This is a genomic window from Cupriavidus sp. HE11 (assembly GCF_056097175.1).
Map to the genome: position 1 here is coordinate 446855 of NZ_CP184464.1, position 17137 is coordinate 463991.

At 65.9% G+C, this 17137-nt stretch carries 16 protein-coding genes and 1 tRNA gene; 10 read left to right on the forward strand and 7 right to left on the reverse strand.

Annotation, left to right across the window (positions count from 1 at the left end):
• The first annotated feature begins 5 nt into the window (after positions 1-5).
• Genes narI through ACOABP_RS02070 form a run of 4 tightly spaced genes read left to right on the forward strand, consistent with a single transcriptional unit; the run spans position 6 to position 3004 of the window.
• Positions 6-689 carry a respiratory nitrate reductase subunit gamma gene (gene narI, locus ACOABP_RS02055; RefSeq protein WP_474226758.1) on the forward strand — a complete coding sequence of 228 codons (684 nt, stop codon included), beginning with the start codon at positions 6-8 and terminating at the stop codon, positions 687-689.
• 11 nt (positions 690-700) lie between these two features.
• Positions 701-1420, forward strand: a complete 720-nt coding sequence (locus ACOABP_RS02060) for a carbonic anhydrase (RefSeq protein WP_474226759.1) — start codon at positions 701-703, stop codon at positions 1418-1420.
• Positions 1421-1424: 4 nt separating this feature from the next.
• Entirely contained in the window at positions 1425-1802 is a 378-nt protein-coding gene (locus tag ACOABP_RS02065; protein ID WP_474226760.1) for a putative zinc-binding protein, read from the forward strand.
• Entirely contained in the window at positions 1799-3004 is a 1206-nt protein-coding gene (locus tag ACOABP_RS02070) for an NAD(P)H-dependent flavin oxidoreductase (protein WP_474226761.1), read from the forward strand. Before ACOABP_RS02065 ends, ACOABP_RS02070 begins: the two co-directional genes overlap by 4 nt.
• A 44-nt stretch (positions 3005-3048) precedes the next feature.
• On the opposite strand, the gene ACOABP_RS02075 is transcribed toward ACOABP_RS02070, so the two are convergent.
• A complete protein-coding gene (locus ACOABP_RS02075) occupies positions 3049-4374 on the reverse strand; it encodes a hypothetical protein (RefSeq protein WP_474226762.1) in 1326 nt (441 codons plus the stop codon).
• A 219-nt stretch (positions 4375-4593) separates the two neighbouring features.
• On the opposite strand from ACOABP_RS02075, the gene ACOABP_RS02080 reads away from it, so the two are divergent.
• Together ACOABP_RS02080 and ACOABP_RS02085 are read left to right on the forward strand one after the other, a co-directional pair.
• Positions 4594-6678: a type IV pili methyl-accepting chemotaxis transducer N-terminal domain-containing protein gene (locus ACOABP_RS02080; protein WP_474226763.1), complete on the forward strand. Its 2085-nt coding sequence runs from the start codon at positions 4594-4596 to the stop codon at positions 6676-6678.
• A complete protein-coding gene (locus ACOABP_RS02085; RefSeq protein ID WP_474226764.1) occupies positions 6675-7340 on the forward strand; it encodes a response regulator in 666 nt (221 codons plus the stop codon). The genes ACOABP_RS02080 and ACOABP_RS02085 overlap by 4 nt, the downstream gene beginning before the upstream one ends.
• 30 nt (positions 7341-7370) lie before the next feature.
• Here ACOABP_RS02085 and rpiA read toward each other — a convergent pair whose 3' ends face one another.
• Complete coding sequence (gene rpiA / locus ACOABP_RS02090; RefSeq protein WP_474226765.1) at positions 7371-8057, reverse strand: ribose-5-phosphate isomerase RpiA; 687 nt, start codon at positions 8055-8057, stop codon at positions 7371-7373.
• Between the two features lie 197 nt (positions 8058-8254).
• Here rpiA and tal point away from each other — a divergent pair, with 197 nt between their 5' ends.
• A complete protein-coding gene (gene tal / locus ACOABP_RS02095) occupies positions 8255-9211 on the forward strand; it encodes a transaldolase (RefSeq protein WP_474226766.1) in 957 nt (318 codons plus the stop codon).
• A 92-nt stretch (positions 9212-9303) separates the two neighbouring features.
• Here the strand turns inward: tal and ACOABP_RS02100 are convergent, their stop codons facing one another.
• The 3 genes from ACOABP_RS02100 to rnr are packed head-to-tail and all read right to left on the reverse strand — an operon-like array spanning position 9304 to position 13454.
• Positions 9304-10047 carry an SIR2 family NAD-dependent protein deacylase gene (locus tag ACOABP_RS02100; RefSeq protein ID WP_474226767.1) on the reverse strand — a complete coding sequence of 248 codons (744 nt, stop codon included), beginning with the start codon at positions 10045-10047 and terminating at the stop codon, positions 9304-9306.
• A 2-nt stretch (positions 10048-10049) separates the two neighbouring features.
• Positions 10050-10787, reverse strand: a complete 738-nt coding sequence (gene rlmB, locus ACOABP_RS02105) for a 23S rRNA (guanosine(2251)-2'-O)-methyltransferase RlmB (RefSeq protein WP_474226768.1) — start codon at positions 10785-10787, stop codon at positions 10050-10052.
• Positions 10788-10832: 45 nt separating this feature from the next.
• Positions 10833-13454 (reverse strand): ribonuclease R, encoded by a 2622-nt coding sequence (gene rnr / locus ACOABP_RS02110; protein WP_474226769.1) that lies wholly within the window; start codon positions 13452-13454, stop codon positions 10833-10835.
• A gap of 69 nt (positions 13455-13523) precedes the next feature.
• Here rnr and ACOABP_RS02115 point away from each other — a divergent pair.
• From ACOABP_RS02115 to ACOABP_RS02125, 3 genes are all read left to right on the forward strand, one after another.
• Positions 13524-13610 (forward strand) — tRNA-Leu (locus ACOABP_RS02115).
• Between the two features lie 273 nt (positions 13611-13883).
• Positions 13884-14318, forward strand: a complete 435-nt coding sequence (locus ACOABP_RS02120; RefSeq protein WP_474226770.1) for an Rrf2 family transcriptional regulator — start codon at positions 13884-13886, stop codon at positions 14316-14318.
• A gap of 63 nt (positions 14319-14381) precedes the next feature.
• Entirely contained in the window at positions 14382-14993 is a 612-nt protein-coding gene (locus tag ACOABP_RS02125; protein ID WP_474226771.1) for an NAD(P)-dependent oxidoreductase, read from the forward strand.
• Between the two features lie 63 nt (positions 14994-15056).
• Here ACOABP_RS02125 and ACOABP_RS02130 read toward each other — a convergent pair whose 3' ends face one another.
• Complete coding sequence (locus ACOABP_RS02130; RefSeq protein WP_066733789.1) at positions 15057-15626, reverse strand: phosphoribosyltransferase; 570 nt, start codon at positions 15624-15626, stop codon at positions 15057-15059.
• A gap of 134 nt (positions 15627-15760) precedes the next feature.
• A complete protein-coding gene (locus tag ACOABP_RS02135; protein WP_474226772.1) occupies positions 15761-17104 on the reverse strand; it encodes an adenylosuccinate synthase in 1344 nt (447 codons plus the stop codon).
• Between the last annotated feature and the right edge of the window lie 33 nt (positions 17105-17137).

The window sequence follows — 17137 nt, forward strand, 5'->3', positions numbered from 1 at the left end:
TCACCATGAACATGGTCCATCAATTCCTGTTCGGGATCTATCCGTATATCGCCGCCGCCATCTTCCTGTTCGGCAGCCTCGCGCGCTTCGAGCGTGAGCAGTACACGTGGAAGTCGGACAGCTCGCAGGTGCTGTACCGCGGCAACCTGCGCATGGGCAACATCCTGTTCCATGTCGGCATCCTCGGCCTGTTCTTCGGCCATATGGCCGGCCTGCTCACGCCGGTGGCGGTGTGGGACGCCCTGGGCGTCTCGCACAGCTTCAAGCAGGCCGTGGCAATGACCGCAGGCGGCGTGATGGGCACCATGTGCCTGGCCGGGCTGCTGATCCTGCTGCATCGCCGCCTGACCAACGCCCGCGTGTCCGCCGTGACCCGTACCGGTGACAAGGTGCTGCTGCTGTGGCTACTGGTCACGCTGCTGCTGGGGCTGTCCACCATCTTCGCGTCGGCCAGCCACATGGACGGCCACATGATGGTGCAGCTGATGACCTGGGCCCAGCATATCGTCACGCTGCGTGGCGATGCCGCAAGCTACGTGGCCGACGCGCCACTGGTCTTCAAGGCGCACCTGTTCATGGGCATCTCGCTGTTCGCGATCTTCCCGTTCACGCGGCTGGTACATGTGTGGAGCGGCTTTGCGTCGGTGGGCTATCTCGGACGCGCCTGGCAGCTGGTGCGCAGCCGCTGAGAGGTATCGCCATGCACACGATCGAGCGCCTGCTGAAAGGGTTCGAGCGTTTCCAGCAGCATTACTTCGAGGATGCCCCGGCGTTGTACGACGCGCTGCGCGTCGGCCAGCATCCTCAGACGTTGCTGATTGGATGCAGCGATTCCCGCGTGGACCCCGGCCTGCTGCTCGGTAGCGACCCCGGTGACCTGTTCACCGTCCGAAATGTCGCAAATCTGGTACCACCGTGTAGCGAGATGGAGACCGGACGGCTCCACGGCGTATCGGCGGCCATCCAGTTTGCGGTAGAGCAACTCCGCGTGGCCAGAATTATTGTCATGGGTCATAGCGGATGCGGCGGAATTCGCGCATTGTTGGCGCGGCCCGAGGTTGAGGGCGACACGGCACCGGCGCGGGCCGGCCAGGATTTCATCGGCCCCTGGGTGCGCATTGCGGCACCCGCCCGCCAACTGGTGGAGCAGACCATGCCCGGCGCAAGCGCCGAGCAGCGTCAGCATGCCTGCGAACAGGCGTCGATCCTGGTGTCGCTGCGCAACCTCGAGTCGTTCCCGTTCGTGCGCGCAGCGTGCGAGCGTGGCGAACTGACACTGCATGGCTGGTATTTCGATATCGCCGCCGGCGCGCTGCTCGCTTACTCCGACCGCGCCGACAGCTTCCTGCCGCTGGTTTGCCCGCTGCCCGACGCCCCCGTACGTGACGCCCGTCACAACGTCACTGCCGTTTGCCCCTGATGCAATGAGTCCGTCGCCCGCTTCTGTCCTGCCACTGGTCTACGCCTGCTCCGGCTGCTCCAGTGTCGCCCAGCTCGCCAACCAGTTCGCCGTGCGGCTCGACCGCAGCGGGCGGGCGGAGATGTCCTGCATCAGCGGCGTTGGCGGTGGCGTCCCGGCGCTGACGCGCGTGGCGCGATCCGGACGGCCGATCCTGGCGCTCGACGGCTGTCCGCTGGCCTGCGTCAAGGCATGCCTGGCGTCGGCGGGCGTTACGCCGACCCGCCATCTGGTCCTGAACCGGTTGGGTGCGACCAAGCGCCAGCACGGCACATGCACCGACAATGAAGAGGCGGCCACCTGGGCCGTCGTTGAGCAAACACTATCCGGAATGGACTCATGACAGAACACTGGCTGAAACTCGCTGGACGGCGGCTGCTGCCGGTCGTCCAGGGCGGCATGGGCATTGGCATTTCCGCCCATCGCCTGGCCGGCACCGTGGCCGCCAACAATGGCGTGGGCACGATTGCCAGCATCGACCTGCGCCACCATCACCCCGACCTGATGGAACAGACGCGCGGGACACGTGACAAGGAAAAGATCGAGGCGGTGAACCGCGTGGCGCTTGATCGCGAGATCCAGGCTGCGCGTGCGCTGTCGGGGGGCCGCGGCCTGATCGCGGTGAACGTGATGAAGGCGGTGGGCTCGCACGCGCAGCTGGTACGACAGGCCTGCGAGAGCGGCGCCGACGCCATCGTCATGGGTGCCGGGCTGCCGCTCGACCTGCCCGAACTGGCCTCCGGCCATCCGAAGGTGGCACTGATCCCGATCCTGTCCGAAACACGCGGCATTGGCCTGGTCCTGCGCCGCTGGATGAAGAAGGGCCGCCTGCCCGACGCCATCGTGATCGAGCATCCCGCGCACGCTGGCGGTCATCTCGGGGCCGCCACGATCGAAGATCTCGGCAACGAGCGCTTTTCGTTCTCCCGCGTGCTGACCGAATGCCGCGAGCTGTTCCAGACGCTGGGGCTGGCCTGGGACAGCATCCCGCTGATCCTGGCCGGCGGTATCAATACGCACGAGAAGGTGCGTCACTGGCTTGGTGAAGGCGCGTCGGCCGTGCAACTGGGCACCGCGTTCGCCGTGACCGAGGAATGCGATGCCCATCCGGACTTCAAGCATGTGCTGGCGACGGCGACCCCGGAAACCCTGCGCGAGTTCACCAGCGTGGCCGGGCTGCCGGCACGCGCCGTGCTGACACCATGGCTTTCACGCTACCTGTCGAGCGAAAGCCGGCTGCAACGCCGCGCGAAGGCGCGCGATTGCCTGGAGGGCTTCGACTGCCTGCAGGCATGCGGACTGCGTGACGGCGTGGCCAAGATCGGCCAGTTCTGCATCGACCTGAAACTCGCGCAGGCCGTGCGCGGTGATGTGGAGCGTGGCCTGTTCTTCCGTGGCAAGGGCAAGCTGCCGTTTGGCGAGGCAATCCGGCCCGTTGCCGAACTGATGCACTATCTGCTGACTGGCGAGAAACCCGCCGCGCTGGCGCCGGCGCCAGCGACCGTCGCTCCTGTTGCCACGGTCGGCACGGTCGCCGCGGTCTGACGGCGGGACACACTCCCCTTACTCCCCCTTCCCTGTCTTCCCACTCAATCTCGCGGTATGCGGGGCGGCAAGCCGCCCTGCTTGCGCATCCTGAACATGCATCGCAACGCGGACAGCAACTGATAGCCGAGCCAGGCGTTGGATGCCGCAAACAGCAGGCCGCCCACGCGCGCCAGCCATGCCGGCGCCAGCGGCAACGCCAGCAGCACCACGAACGCCGCCAGCAACAACCAGCCCTGCCGCCGCTGCCGGACGGGCGAGATAATGTCCTGCATCACCGGCACCCGCGCACGCGGCGGCAGCAGGCGACGCAGATGCAACCACACCAGGAATGGCACGATCTTGCCGAGCATCGCCGTGATCGGCAGCACGCCACCGCCCACCAGGGCCAGCACGCCAATCCACCAGGGCAAGGCCATCGGCGCATCGCCGGTCTGGAATAGCTGGATGGCAGTCAGGATCGAAGCCATCACCATGCTGGCGATGGCCGTGGGCCAGAGCAGCCAGTGGGGATCATGGCGACGGCGCGCGCGCAGCACGGCGGCCAGCATCGATATCCCCAGCAACACGACAAAGGCCAGCCAGGGCAACAGCGCGAACGATGCCAAGCGGTGATCCGGAAAGACCACCGCGACAACGCTGAACGCGAACAGCAGAAGCCAGTGCGCCATCGGCAGGCAGCGCTGCAAGGCATCGGGCAACTTGCGGGTCTGCCAGAACATCGGCAGCACAGTGGTCGACACCCCGCTGACCAGCGCACAGAGCCAGCCACCCAGACCCCACGCCACATGCAATGACAGCAGCGTGGGCAACTGCGCGGAAAACCATGTCGATATCGACGGCGCCCACCCGCCTCCAAGCGTGACGGCCAGCCCGACGCCTGCGGCGATGGCCAGCAGCAAAGGCGCCCCGACCCATGCCAGCGTGCGTGTGGTGGCGTCGACACGGGCCACCCGGCGTCCTGCCGCCAGCAGGATGATCGAGACAAGCAGCGGAAACAGACCCAGCGTCGCCGCCCAGCGAAACGCGGTGGCCTGCGCGCCGACAAAGCCGACAGCCAGCGCCGCCGCAATGCCGGCCCCCGCCAGTGCCACAAACGGCGCCAGCCATCGCACGCGCGGTACGGGCACACGTGCAATCACCGGCAACATCTGAAAGAGTGCGCCTAGCATCACCGGCAACAGCATGGCAAGTGCCAGCGCATGGACCGAAGCCAGGGCCAGCGGCGCAAAGCGGTGCGGCAGGCCATCGGCCGGCCCGCAGGCCAGCAGCAAGCCTGCCGCCGCGCCCAGCCACGGGGCAGGCATCAGACAGCCGAACACCACGGCTGGCCGTGGTGCCTGCGCATAGTCAAGGTTTGCCATTTTCACTGACCGATTCCCTGGAGTCCCCGCCGGGTAGATACCGGAATCGGCACATTGTCCGCCTCGGGCTGGCGGTGGTTCAAGACCCCCTGGCGTCCGCGCCACGGTCAGGCCGCAGTTACGCCGCAAATTGCATGTTTCTTGATCTGGCGCAGGAATCACATGCCCCTTCAGGCCGAAAATCAGCCCGAGGTTGTGCCCGCCCCCTTGCGCCAACCCGATCAGATGCCAGGCCCCACGATTCCAACACCCTCACATATTGCCGCGGCAGTCACCGCCGCCGACACACCGCATCCGCTGCCCGAGACTGGTCACGTCCCGGATACGGTCCGGCTGACCCCGCCGCGCTACCGGCTGTCCACGCGCATCATCCTGCTGTCGCTGGTGTCGCTAATGGCCGTGCTGACGATGATCGCCGGCACGCTCTACCTGTCCTGGAAGCTCGAAGGCGCGGGCGCCGCCATCAATGACGCCGGCAGCCTGCGCATGCGCGCCAACCGCGTCGCCATCGAACTGTCGCTGTCGGCATCGGGCAAACCCAACACCCTGGCCGAGCAGATTGCCACGCTCGACAACACGCTGGCCCAACTCCGCAAGGGCAATCCGGCGCGCCCGCTGTTCCTGCCCGACGAACCCGCCATCCACGCCCAACTGGATGCCGTGCTGGCCGACTGGTCGCAGGAGCTGAAGCCGCTGGCCCTGGCCGGCAACGCCAGCCAGTACGTCCGGGCACTGCCCGGCTTTGTGGACCGGGCCGACCGGCTGGTCCGGCAGATCGAGAACAACAGTGCGCGCAAGACCGACATGTTGCGGCTGTCTCAGGTTGGTCTTGCGGTCATGGCCTGCGTGGGCACCGTGGCGGTCATCTACCTGCTTTACCTCTGGATCATCCTGCCTGTGCTGCGTCTTCAGGATGGCCTGCGCCGCATGGCTGCGCGCGAATTCTCGCTGCGGCTGCCGGTGGAGACCCGCGACGAGTTCGGCACGCTGACCTCCGGCTTCAACCGGATGGCGGCCGAGCTGCAGGATCTCTACCAGGACCTGGCCGCCCGGGTGACCAGCAAGACAGCCGAGCTGGCACGCCAGAATCGTGACCTCGAAGCGCTCTACGACATGGCCGCCTTCCTGAACCAGGCTGGCGATTCCGAAAGCCTGGCGCACGGCTTCCTGGAGCGCGTGATGCAGCAGTTCGGCGCCGATGGCGGCTCGGTGCGCATGTACGACGCCCGCCAGGGCAAGCTCCACCGGCTGGCATCGGCGGGCTTGTCCGTGACCCTGGCCGACAACGACCACTGCTCGGATATCGATGCGTGCCATTGCGGACACGCCACGCAGGCCGGCATCGTCACGGTTGCCGACCTGCGGCGGGCCGTGTCGCCAGCGCTTGCCCCGATGCCGCCTGCGGTGCCATCGCCATGCCGGCGCGAGGGCTTCCTGTCGATGGCCGCGTTCCGGCTGGACACGCTGCGAGGTCCGGTTGGCACGCTGACACTGCACTTCCGCGTGGCGCGCGAACTGCCGCCATCGGATCGGCAGTTGCTGGAAACGATGGCCCAGCATCTGGCCACCGCGCTGGAACACGTGCGCCTTTCCGCCAGTGCGCGCCAGCTTGCGGTGGTCGAGGAACGCAACCTCGTGGCGCAGGGGCTGCACGACAGCATCGCGCAGGGCCTGAATTTCCTGAATCTGCAGGTGCAGTTGCTGGAGGACGCCGTTGACCGGCGCGCCGATGGCGAGGTGCAGGAGATCATCCCGCTGCTGCGCCATGGCGTGGACGAGAGCTATCAGGACGTGCGCGAGCTGCTGCACAACTTCCGGTCGCGGCTGACCACCGGGGACCTGCGCCCCGCCGTGGAAGAAACGGTGGCGCGCTTCCGGCGCCAGTGCCGCACCGAAGCCACGCTGACCATCGACGACAAGGGCCTGCCGCTGCAGCCCGAAGACCAGCTGCAGGTGCTTTTCATCCTGCAGGAAGCACTGTCCAACGTACGCAAGCATGCCATGGCCGAGCACGTGACCATCTCGATCCGGCACGACCGGCTGTTCCGGCTTGTGGTCCAGGACGATGGCGACGGCTTCGACGCAGGCCATCTGAACGAGCATGACGCCAGCCACATCGGCCTGCACATCATGCGCGAACGCGCGGCCCGGCTTGGCGCGCAGCTTGCGATCGACGCACGCCCCGGCCTTGGCGTGCGGATCGAACTGACGCTGCCGCGCGACCTGGCATCCGACGCCCGCCCCGCCACATCGGCCGACCAGCCGGACATTGCACCGGCCACCCACCGGCCTGAGGAACCCGCATCATGACAATCCGCATCCTGTTGATCGACGACCACACGCTGTTCAGGTCGGGCATTCGCGCCCTGCTGCAGCGGCAAGCGGATTTCGAGATCGTCGACGAGGCCGCCGACGGCGTGGAGGGCATCAAGCGGGCCAAGCAGCACCGGCCCGACGTGATCCTGCTGGATCTGAACATGCCGGGCCTGTCCGGGCTGGAGGCACTGCATCTACTGGTGGAAGACCTGCCCGACAGCGCGGTGATCGTGCTGACCGTGTCGGAAGAGGCCGAGGAACTGGCGACCGCGCTACGCAGCGGCGCGCGCGGCTATCTGCTCAAGAACATCGAGACCGAAGCGCTCACCAGCGCCATCCGGCGCGCGGCGGCCGGGGAGCCGGTGATCTCGGAAAGCATGACCGCCAAGCTGGTGCAGCAGTTTCGTGCACCGAGCATGCAGGCCGGCGCCGGGCGCGGCCATGACGGCGGCCAGGGGAACGCCCCGCTGACGGCGCGCGAGCGCGACATCGTGCAGGGGCTGGTGCGCGGCGAAAGCAACAAGGAAATCGCCCGCGAGCTTGGCGTGGCCGAAAGCACCGTGAAGATTCACGTGCAGAACATTCTCAAGAAGCTCAATCTGGCCAGCCGCGTGCAGGTGGCGGTCTACGCCGTCGAGCACGGACTCGCGGGCTGACCGCCGGCCTGAGCGGCAAGACTACGCCGCTCAGTAGTCGGTGCGCTGGACGCCCTGCTCGGTGCCCAGCAGCAGCACATTGGCGCCACGCAGCGCGAACAGGCCCACCGTCACCACGCCGGGCAGATGGTTGATGCGCTCTTCGAGGGCCTTCGGATCCTCGATCTTCAGACCGGCCACATCGAGAATCACATTGCCGTTGTCGGTCTTGTAGATGCCGCCTTCCTTTGTCATGCGCAGACGCGGCTGACCACCGAGCGCTGCCAGCTGGCGGGCCACCGCCGCGCGTGCCATCGGAATCACCTCGACCGGCAGCGGGAACGTGCCCATGACCGGCACCAGCTTGCTGCCATCGGCGATGCAGACGAAGCGCTGGGCCACCGACGCCACGATCTTCTCGCGCGTCAGCGCGCCGCCACCGCCCTTGATCATCGCGCCCGAGGCGTCGATCTCGTCGGCGCCGTCGACGTAGACGGGGATGGTGTCGACCTCGTTGAGGTCCAGCACGGTGAAGCCATGCTGCTGCAGACGGCGCGTGGACGCTTCCGAGCTGGAAACGGCGCCGCTGAAGCGTTCCTTGAACGCCGCGACGGCGTCGATGAAGAGATTGGCGGTGGAGCCCGTACCCACGCCGAGAACGGCACCATCGGGCACTTCCTGCTTCACATAGTCCGCGGCGGCTTGCGCGACCTGCGCCTTGAGTTCATCCTGAGTCATGACAACAGCCAGAATTGCGTTGGGAAAGGGCGTAGTGTAGCGGATCGCCGCCGCTGCCCGGCGATTGCCGCCCATCCTGTCGCCCCGCCCTGCCGCATCGGCCACCAACGGCGGCTTGCCGCATCACGCCACGCCGTTACAATGACCCATTCCCGGCGACCCCTCGCCCCAAGACTTCTTCCAGACGGAACCAGATCATGAACGCGCTCGAACAACTGAAGCAGTTCACCACGGTAGTGGCCGATACCGGCGACTTCCAGCTGATGAAGCAGTACACGCCGCAGGACGCAACCACCAATCCGTCGCTGATCCTCAAGGCCGTGCAGAAGCCCGAGTACCGGCCGCTGCTGGAGCAGGCCACGCGCGACCATCACGGCAGCGCGGGCGTGGAGGCGGTCATGGACCAGTTGCTGATCGCCTTCGGCTGCGAGATCCTGGCAATCGTGCCGGGCCGCGTCTCCACGGAAGTTGACGCGCGCCTGTCGTTCGACACGCAGGCCACTGTCGACAAGGCGCGGCACCTGATCAGCCTGTACGAGCAACGCGGCGTGGCCCGCGAGCGCGTGCTGATCAAGATTGCCTCGACCTGGGAAGGCATCCAGGCCGCCGCGATCCTGCAGCGCGAGGGCATCCGCTGCAACATGACGCTGCTGTTCTCGCTGGTGCAGGCCGTGGCCTGCGCCGAAGCCGGTGCGCAGCTGATCTCGCCGTTCGTCGGCCGTATTCTCGACTGGTACAAGAAGCAGGCGGGCGACAAGTGGGACGCCGATGCCAACGCCGGCGACAACGATCCCGGCGTGCGTTCGGTGCGCCAGATCTATGACTACTACAAGAAATTCGGCTACGAGACCGAGGTGATGGGTGCCAGCTTCCGCGGCACGGGCCAGATCCTGGCGCTGGCGGGCTCCGACCTGCTGACCATCAGCCCGGACCTGCTGGAACAGCTGGCGGGCAGCCAGGTCACGGTGGAACGCAAGCTGTCGGTGGAGCAAGCCCAGGCGGGCAACATCGCGCGCATCGCCGCCGACGAGGCCGCTTTCCGCTGGCAACTGAACGAGGATGCGATGGCCACCGAGAAGTTGGCGGAAGGCATCCGCCTGTTCGCCGCGGACGCCGTCAAGCTCGAAAAGCTGGTGGCGGAACTGGCCGGCTGAGCCAGGTAGTCGACAGCAATCCGCTGCCGCCCTGACTTGCCTTCCACGCTGCCATTGGCAGGGAAGGCAAGGCGGGAGAACCCGTCAGACGATCAGGCCGCAGCTTGCGGCCACAGCATGGGCAGGCACTGCCCTGCCGCGGCCGGCAGCACCAGGTCTGCCGTGGCATCCAGAGCCGAAGGTTGCGGATTGACCAGCAGCACACGGGCACCGTGTTCTTTCGCCAGGCCCGGCAGGGCCGCCGCCGGATAGACGAGCCCCGACGTGCCGACGACCAGGCACAGATCACAGTTTTCCGCCGCGTGATCGGCGCGAAAGCGCGCCACGCGCGGCAAATCCTCGCCAAACCACACCACGCCGGGGCGCATCATCGCTCCGCACAGCGCGCAATGTGGCGGCTCGCCCGGCACAGCCGGCACCGTGTCGCAGCGGCCGCAGCCATCCAGCCATTTGTTGGCGAACAGGTTGCCGTGCAGTTCCACCACGTGCTGGCTGCCCGCCTGCTGATGCAGGCCGTCGATATTCTGCGTCACCAGCGTCAGCGATTTCTGACTGGCCAGCGCCGCCAGCGCGTAGTGTGCGGGATTCGGCCTGGCGGCCGCCACCAGTTCGCGCCGATGCTCGTACCATTGCCACACCAGCGCCGGCTGGCGCCGGTAGGCTTCCTCGGTAGCGAGTTCCTCGGGGTCGAAGCGCGCCCAGAGTCCCGTCAGGGCATCGCGGAAGGTCGGCACGCCAGACTCCGCCGAGATCCCCGCGCCGGTCAGCACGAAGATATTGCGCGCGGCGTCGACCCACTGGCGTGCCTGCTCCAGTGCGGCGGCATCGACGATCATGCTCAGCCCCGGCGCTGGCGCACGGCCTCGTACAGGCACACGCCGCTGGCTACCGAAACATTGAGGCTTTCCACGCCGCCGGCCATCGGAATGGCCACCAGCTCGTCGCAGGTTTCACGCGTCAGACGGCGCATGCCCTCGCCTTCCGCACCCATCACGATAGCGGTCGGGCCCTTCAGGTCCATGTCGTAGAGCGACTTGTCGGTGCCGTCGGCCGTACCGATCACCCAGATGCCGCGCTCCTGCAGTTCGCGCAGCGTGCGCGCCAGGTTGGTCACGGTGATGTACGGCACGGTTTCGGCGGCGCCACTCGCCACTTTCGCCACGGTGGTATTGAGACCGACGCTGCGGTCCTTCGGCGCGATCACCGCATGGGCACCGGCACCGTCGGCCACGCGCAGGCACGCGCCGAGGTTATGCGGATCGGTGACGCCATCCAGCACCAGCAGCAGCGGCGTGCCTTCGATGCCGTCCAGCAATTCGTCGAGATTGAGGGCGAGCGAGACATCCTCTGCACGCGCCACCACACCCTGGTGGCGGTCGGTGCCGGCCATGCCGCGCAGGCGATCGGCATCCACCGGATGCAGCGTCACGCCAAGACTCTCCGCCAGCCGGACGAAGTCCAGCATGCGGCGGTCCTTGCGGTTCGCTTCGATGTAGATGTCGGAGACGCTCTGCGCATTCTGGCGCAGGCGTGCGTTGACGGCGTGAAAGCCGATCAGGAGTTTGTGTTTGGCCATGGCGCGCATTGTACCCGCCATGGCCTCACAAAAACGCCGATTTGCTTACCGCTTGCGCGCAGGGCGGCTCGTTTTGCCGGCCGGCTTTGGCGCCCGCTTGGCAGCGGACTTCTTGGCCGTCTTCAGGTGCGGCGGCTTGGGCTTGGCGGCCCGCTTGGCCTGCTTGCCAGCAGGCGCCTGGCGACCCGCATGCGACGCATGCCCGACATTCGCCTCACGCGGCTTGACCGGCGTGATCACGGCCTCGAAAACCGGTTGCTCTTCGATCACACGATCCAGCGTTTCGTCGAACGATTCCTCGGGCTTCGACGTACCGCCAAGCAGCGCCGCCAGTTGACGTCCCTTCTTGCGCGCCGGCACCGCATGGGCTGCCGGCACACGCGGTTGCTCGGTCACGCCGGCGCGCCCGCGCAGCGTCTTGGCCGACGGCTCCTGCACCAGGCGGAAGTCGATCTTGCGCGCATCCAGATCCACGCGCGAAACCTGCACGCGTACGCGATCGGTCAGCCGGTAGCGGATGCCGGTGCGCTCGCCACGCAGTTCGTTGCGCGCCTCGTCGTACTGGAAGTAGTCGCTGCCCAGTTCGGTGACATGCACCAGCCCTTCTACGTACAGCTCGTCGAGCTGCACGAAGATGCCGAACGACGTGACCGCGCTGACCGTGCCGGCGAAGTCGCTGCCAAGCTTGTCACGCATGAAGTAGCACTTCAGCCAGGCTTCCACGTCGCGCGATGCCTCGTCGGCACGGCGTTCGTTGGCCGAGCAGTGCAGCCCCAGTTCGTCCCAGATGCCCTCGTCGCGCTTGGCGCGGGCGGCGGCGTTCTCGGCACGCTTCTCGGCGTCGGCGGCCTGCATGCGGCGCGCCTTGGGCGAGATCTGCGTGTTGAGTTCCGTGCCCGGGATAAAGGCCGGCCGGTACTTGGTATGCGCCAGGATCGCCTTGATCGAGCGATGCACGAGCAGATCGGGATAGCGCCGGATCGGGCTCGTGAAGTGCGCGTAGGCCTCGTAGGCCAGGCCGAAGTGGCCGATGTTGTCCGGGCTGTAGACCGCCTGCTGCATCGAGCGCAGCAACATCGTCTGCAGCATCGGCGCATCGGGGCGGGACTTGATCTTGTCCATCACCTCGGCGTAGTCCGATGCCTGCGGCTTGTCGCCGCCGCCGAGGGACAGGCCGGCCGTCTTCAGGAATTCACGCAGGTTCTTGAGCTTTTCCTCGCTCGGGCCCGCGTGGATGCGGTACAGCGCGGGGTGCTTGAAGCGTTCGAGGAAGTCGGCCGCGCAGACGTTGGCCGTCAGCATGCACTCCTCGATCAGCCGGTGCGCGTCGTTGCGGGTACGCGGCAGGATCTGTTCGATCTTGCCCTGCGCGTTGCAGACGATATACGTCTCGGTCGTGTCGAAGTCGATCGCACCCCGCTCGCGGCGCGCCTTGAGCAGGACCTGGAACAGCTCGTACAGGTTCTGCAGGTGCGGCACCAGTTCGGCACGCTTGTGCGCCTCGGGGCCCTTGGTGTTCGACAGTACGGCCCAGACCTCGTTATAGGTCAGGCGCGCCGCCGAGTGCATCACGGCCGGATAGAACTGGTAGCCTTTGAGCTCACCCTTGGCTGTAATCACGGCATCGCAGACCATGCACAGGCGGTCGACGTGCGGATTCAGCGAGCACAGGCCGTTCGACAGCTTTTCCGGCAGCATCGGAATCACGCGCCGCGGGAAATAAACCGAAGTGGCGCGGTCAAGCGCATCGGCGTCCAGCGGCGTGCCGGGCCGCACGTAGTGCGACACGTCGGCGATGGCCACGATCAGGCGCCAACCCTTGGCGCGGCCGATCTTGACCGGCTCGCAGTAGACGGCATCGTCGAAGTCACGGGCATCCTCGCCGTCGATCGTCACCAGCGGCACGTCGCGCAGGTCGATGCGGTGATCCAGGTCGGCCTGGCGCACTTCGTCAGGCAGCGCCTGCGCTTCCTTGGCGGCAGCCGCCGAGAATTCGTGCGGCACCCCGTACTTGCGCACGGCGATCTCGATTTCCATGCCCGGATCGTCGATATCGCCCAGCACCTCGACCACGCGGCCCACGGGCTGCACGTAGCGGTCTGGCCATTCCACCAGTTCGACGCTGACCACCTGGCCCACGCGCGCCTTGCCTTGCGACTTGGGCGGGATCAGGATGTCCTGGCCGATGCGCTTGTCTTCGGGCGCCACCACCAGCACGCCGTTTTCGGACAGCAGCCGGCCGATCACGAAACGGTTGGCCCGCTCCACGATCTCGACGATCTGCCCTTCCGGACGCCCGCGGCGGTCGTAGCCCACCACGCGAACCTGGGCGCGGTCGTTATGCATCGCCTTCTGCAGTTCGCGCTCGGGCAGGAAGATATCGTCCTCGCCGTCGTCGCGAATCAGGAAGCCAAAGCCGTCGCGGTGGCCCTGTACGCGGCCCACCACGAAGTTCGGTTGATGGGCCAGCTCGTAGCGGCCCTTGCGGTTCAGTTCGATCTGGCCGTCGCGTTCCATCGCGGCAAGCCGTTTCTGAAAGCCGTCATGCTCCTTGCGCGTGACGGCCAGGGCCTTGGCGATGTCGCCGGCCGACAGGGGCGACCCCGAAGTTCTCAGTACGCCGAGGATTTCTTCCCGGCTAGGGATCGGATAGTTGTTCTGATTCAATTTTTCTCGAAACTATTTGACAAACGTTTGACGGTCGCTATAATGGCCGCTTCGGTTGTTTCGACACCTGCCCAGGTGGCGGAATTGGTAGACGCACTAGGTTCAGGTCCTAGCGGTGGCAACACTGTGGAGGTTCGAGTCCTCTCCTGGGCACCAAGATTCAGCAAGGAACCCGCAACGTGAGTTGCGGGTTTTTTGTTTTCTGCTGCTGAATCCTTCAAATTCTCTCCCTCTTGCCTGTTGCCTTTGTCCATGGCTCTTTTCTGACTTGGAGCCGTGAATGAGTGTATCAGTTTCAGTGCCGATTCCGGCATTATCTCGCCATCTTCGCCACTACCATCGCGAAAAATACAGCGACCTACCCATTCAACTCACCGATTGACGGCTGGCCAATCTGTAACTATGATGGTTTCACATTGAGATTTCCGCATGAGCACCAGCAGCCGGTTTGCCGTCGCCGTCCATATTCTCACCCTGCTTGCGCAGGCTGAGGGGCCGGTCCCGTCGTCGATGATCGCTGGCAGCGTGGGCACCAACCCGGCGCTGATCCGCCGCATGATCGGCACGCTTGCAGAAGCCGGTTTTGTGACGACGACGATGGGCAGCACCGGCGGCGCGACACTGGCACGGGCTGCGTCGGACATCACGCTGCTCGACGTCTTCCGTGCCACCGAGACCACGGCGCTGATCACGCTGCACCAGAGTGCGCCGAATCCGGCCTGCATGGTGGGCCGCGAGATCACGGGCGCCCTGCAGGTGGTGGCCGATCGCGCGCAGGCTGCCATGGATGCATCGCTCGCGGAGATCACGATTGCCAGCATGCTCGGCGAGGTCGAGCATGCCGCCCGGCGCCGCAAGCGCTGATTTTTTTACCCTGATATGTAACCAATCTGGTTTCATATCTACCGTAACCAAAAGGAATCCATCATGAAGATCGCCATCATTGGCGCCACGGGCAACGTGGGTAGCCGCCTGACCGACGAAGCCCTGCGCCGTGGCCATACCGTGACCGCCCTCGCCCGCCAGGCATCGAAACTGCCCGCACGCGAAGGCGTGACCGCCCATGACGTGGATGTCGCCGACACGTCGGCACTGACCGCCGCACTACGCGGCAGCGATGTCGTCATCAGCACGGTGCGCTTCCTGCAGACAAGCGCCGCGCAGATCGTGGCCGCGGTCAAGGCCGCTGGCGTCGACCGCCTGCTGGTGGTGGGCGGCGCGGGCAGCCTTTATGTGGCCCCCGGCGTCCAACTCGTAGATACGCCAAATTTCCCCGACGCCTACAAGGCCGAGGCATCGGCCGGGCGCGATTTCCTCAACGCACTGCGCGGCGAAACGGCCCTGGCGTGGACCTTCCTGTCGCCTTCGGCCCTGTTCACACCGGGCGAGCGGACCGGCAAATTCCGCCTGGGGAACGACGATCTGCTCACGGCTGCCGACGGCAAGAGCTGGATCTCGATGGAAGACTATGCGATCGCAATGCTCGACGAAATCGAGCAGCCGAAGCACGTGCGGGAGCGGTTCACGGTCGGGTACTGATAACCCGTCCGGCAAGGCCTCCCCACCCCCGCGTTCGGGCGTGGGGAGCAGACAAGGCGGCGCTTACGCGGCGCTGTCGTCTTCCAGCAGGCTGGCACGCTTGCCGCGCTTGAGCCAGGCGGCCAGGTTGTGCGGGCGCAGCGTGTCGTATTCCTCGAACGGCTGGTGGATCCACGGGTTCGACGGCAGGAACGTCACGTGATAGTCGGGCTCCACCTTCGAGCAGGCCTTGTACCAGAGCACGGCCGAGCGCACGTCGGTCACGGCCGGATATCGTTCCTTCAGGTGACGGCCCACGCGCTCCAGCGTGACACCGGAGTCGACCAGGTCGTCCACGAGCAGGATCTTGCCCGACAGCTCGCCACGGGTCATCGTGATGTATTGCGCGATGTCCAGGTCGCCCTGCTGCGTACCGGCGGCTTCACGGTACGAGCTGGTCGCCAGGATCGCCAGCGGCACATCGAAAATGCGCGACATCTGGTCGCCCACGCGCAGGCCGCCACGGGCCAGGCACAGGATCTTGTCGAACTTCCACCCCGACTCATGCACGTTCAGCGACAGGCGTGCGATCAGGCGGTGGTACTCGTCCCAGGAGACCCACAGGTTCTCTTCGTCGTTGACAGGCAGGTTCATGGCGTCTTTTCTTCTAATGGCCGGATCATTGGCCAGTGGATAAAGCATCGGCCCGCATATCGCGGGCCGAATGGCTTTTGTGAGGCCGCGGCACTCATGGCGCCACGGTCATGCTCACGGATATTTCCGTCGCGTCAGGCGACCTGGTACGGATGGCGCAGCAGGATCGTTTCGTCGCGGTCCGGACCGGTCGAGATCATGTCGATCGGAATACCGACGACTTCCTCGACCCGCTTCAGGTACACGCGCGCCTGTTCCGGCAGCGCTTCCCAGGTCTTCACGCCGAACGTCGACTCATTCCAACCCGGGTATTCCTCGTAGATCGGCTTGCAGTTCGCCACGGCGTCCGAACCGCGCGGCAGAATATCCACGCGCTGGCCGTCCAGTTCGTAGCCCACGCACAGGTTGATCGTTTCCAGACCGTCCAGCACGTCAAGCTTGGTCATGCACAGGCCCGACACACCATTGATCTGCACCGAGCGCTTCAGCGCGGCGGCATCGAGCCAGCCCGTGCGGCGCGGGCGGCCGGTCACCGAACCGAATTCCTTGCCGACGTTGGCCAGACGCACACCCACGGCGTCCTGACGGGCCGGGTTGTCGTTGTCGTACAGCTCGCTCGGGAACGGACCCGCACCCACGCGTGTGCAGTACGCCTTGGTGATGCCCAGGATGTAGTTCAGGCGGCCCGGGCCCACGCCGGCACCGGCAGCGGCCGCACCGGCCACGCAGTTGCTCGACGTCACGAACGGGTACGTACCATGGTCGACGTCCAGCAGCGTGCCTTGCGCGCCTTCGAACATCAGGTTGCCGCCTGCCGCATTCACGGCGTACAGCTCGGCCGACACATCGGCCACCATCGGCTTCAGACGCGGCGCGTACGCCAGCATCTCGTCCAGAATCTGCTGGTAGTCCACGGCTTCGGCGCCCAGGTACTGGGTCAGCATGAAGTTGTGGAAATCGACGTTCTCGCGCAGACGCTCGGCGAAATGCTTCGGATCGAACAGGTCCTGCACGCGCAGCGCGCGACGGGCCACCTTGTCTTCGTAAGCCGGGCCGATGCCGCGGCCGGTCGTGCCGATCTTGGCGGCGCCACGACGGGCTTCGCGTGCCTTGTCGATGGCAACGTGGTACGGCAGGATCAGCGTGGCGGCTTCGGAGATGCGCAGGCGGTTCTGCACCTGCAGGCCGGCGCCCTCGAGCTCTTCGATTTCACGGAACAGCGCTTCGGGAGAGAGCACCACACCATTGCCGATATAGCAGACGGTGCTTTCGCGCATGATCCCCGACGGGATCAGTCGCAGAATGGTCTTCTTGCCGCCGATGATGAGCGTGTGGCCAGCGTTGTGGCCGCCCTGGAACCGCACCACGCCTTTTGCATGATCGGTAAGCCAATCGACGATTTTCCCTTTGCCTTCGTCACCCCACTGGGTTCCGATCACGACGACATTGCGTCCCTGGCCTACTGCGGATGCGGACATGTTGAATTGGTCAGAAGGTTAAAAACGTATTCT

What these genes read in the sequence shown, in the direction of transcription:
- narI (WP_474226758.1), top strand. Translation starts at nt 6, where the DNA reads ATGAACATGGTCCATCAATTCCTGTTCGGGATCTATCCGTATATCGCC.
- ACOABP_RS02060 (WP_474226759.1), top strand. Translation starts at nt 701, where the DNA reads ATGCACACGATCGAGCGCCTGCTGAAAGGGTTCGAGCGTTTCCAGCAG.
- ACOABP_RS02065 (WP_474226760.1), top strand. Translation starts at nt 1,425, where the DNA reads ATGAGTCCGTCGCCCGCTTCTGTCCTGCCACTGGTCTACGCCTGCTCC.
- ACOABP_RS02070 (WP_474226761.1), top strand. Translation starts at nt 1,799, where the DNA reads ATGACAGAACACTGGCTGAAACTCGCTGGACGGCGGCTGCTGCCGGTC.
- ACOABP_RS02080 (WP_474226763.1), top strand. Translation starts at nt 4,594, where the DNA reads ATGCCAGGCCCCACGATTCCAACACCCTCACATATTGCCGCGGCAGTC.
- ACOABP_RS02085 (WP_474226764.1), top strand. Translation starts at nt 6,675, where the DNA reads ATGACAATCCGCATCCTGTTGATCGACGACCACACGCTGTTCAGGTCG.
- rpiA (WP_474226765.1), bottom strand. Translation starts at nt 8,057, where the DNA reads ATGACTCAGGATGAACTCAAGGCGCAGGTCGCGCAAGCCGCCGCGGAC.
- tal (WP_474226766.1), top strand. Translation starts at nt 8,255, where the DNA reads ATGAACGCGCTCGAACAACTGAAGCAGTTCACCACGGTAGTGGCCGAT.
- ACOABP_RS02100 (WP_474226767.1), bottom strand. Translation starts at nt 10,047, where the DNA reads ATGATCGTCGATGCCGCCGCACTGGAGCAGGCACGCCAGTGGGTCGAC.
- rlmB (WP_474226768.1), bottom strand. Translation starts at nt 10,787, where the DNA reads ATGGCCAAACACAAACTCCTGATCGGCTTTCACGCCGTCAACGCACGC.
- ACOABP_RS02120 (WP_474226770.1), top strand. Translation starts at nt 13,884, where the DNA reads ATGAGCACCAGCAGCCGGTTTGCCGTCGCCGTCCATATTCTCACCCTG.
- ACOABP_RS02125 (WP_474226771.1), top strand. Translation starts at nt 14,382, where the DNA reads ATGAAGATCGCCATCATTGGCGCCACGGGCAACGTGGGTAGCCGCCTG.
- ACOABP_RS02130 (WP_066733789.1), bottom strand. Translation starts at nt 15,626, where the DNA reads ATGAACCTGCCTGTCAACGACGAAGAGAACCTGTGGGTCTCCTGGGAC.
- ACOABP_RS02135 (WP_474226772.1), bottom strand. Translation starts at nt 17,104, where the DNA reads ATGTCCGCATCCGCAGTAGGCCAGGGACGCAATGTCGTCGTGATCGGA.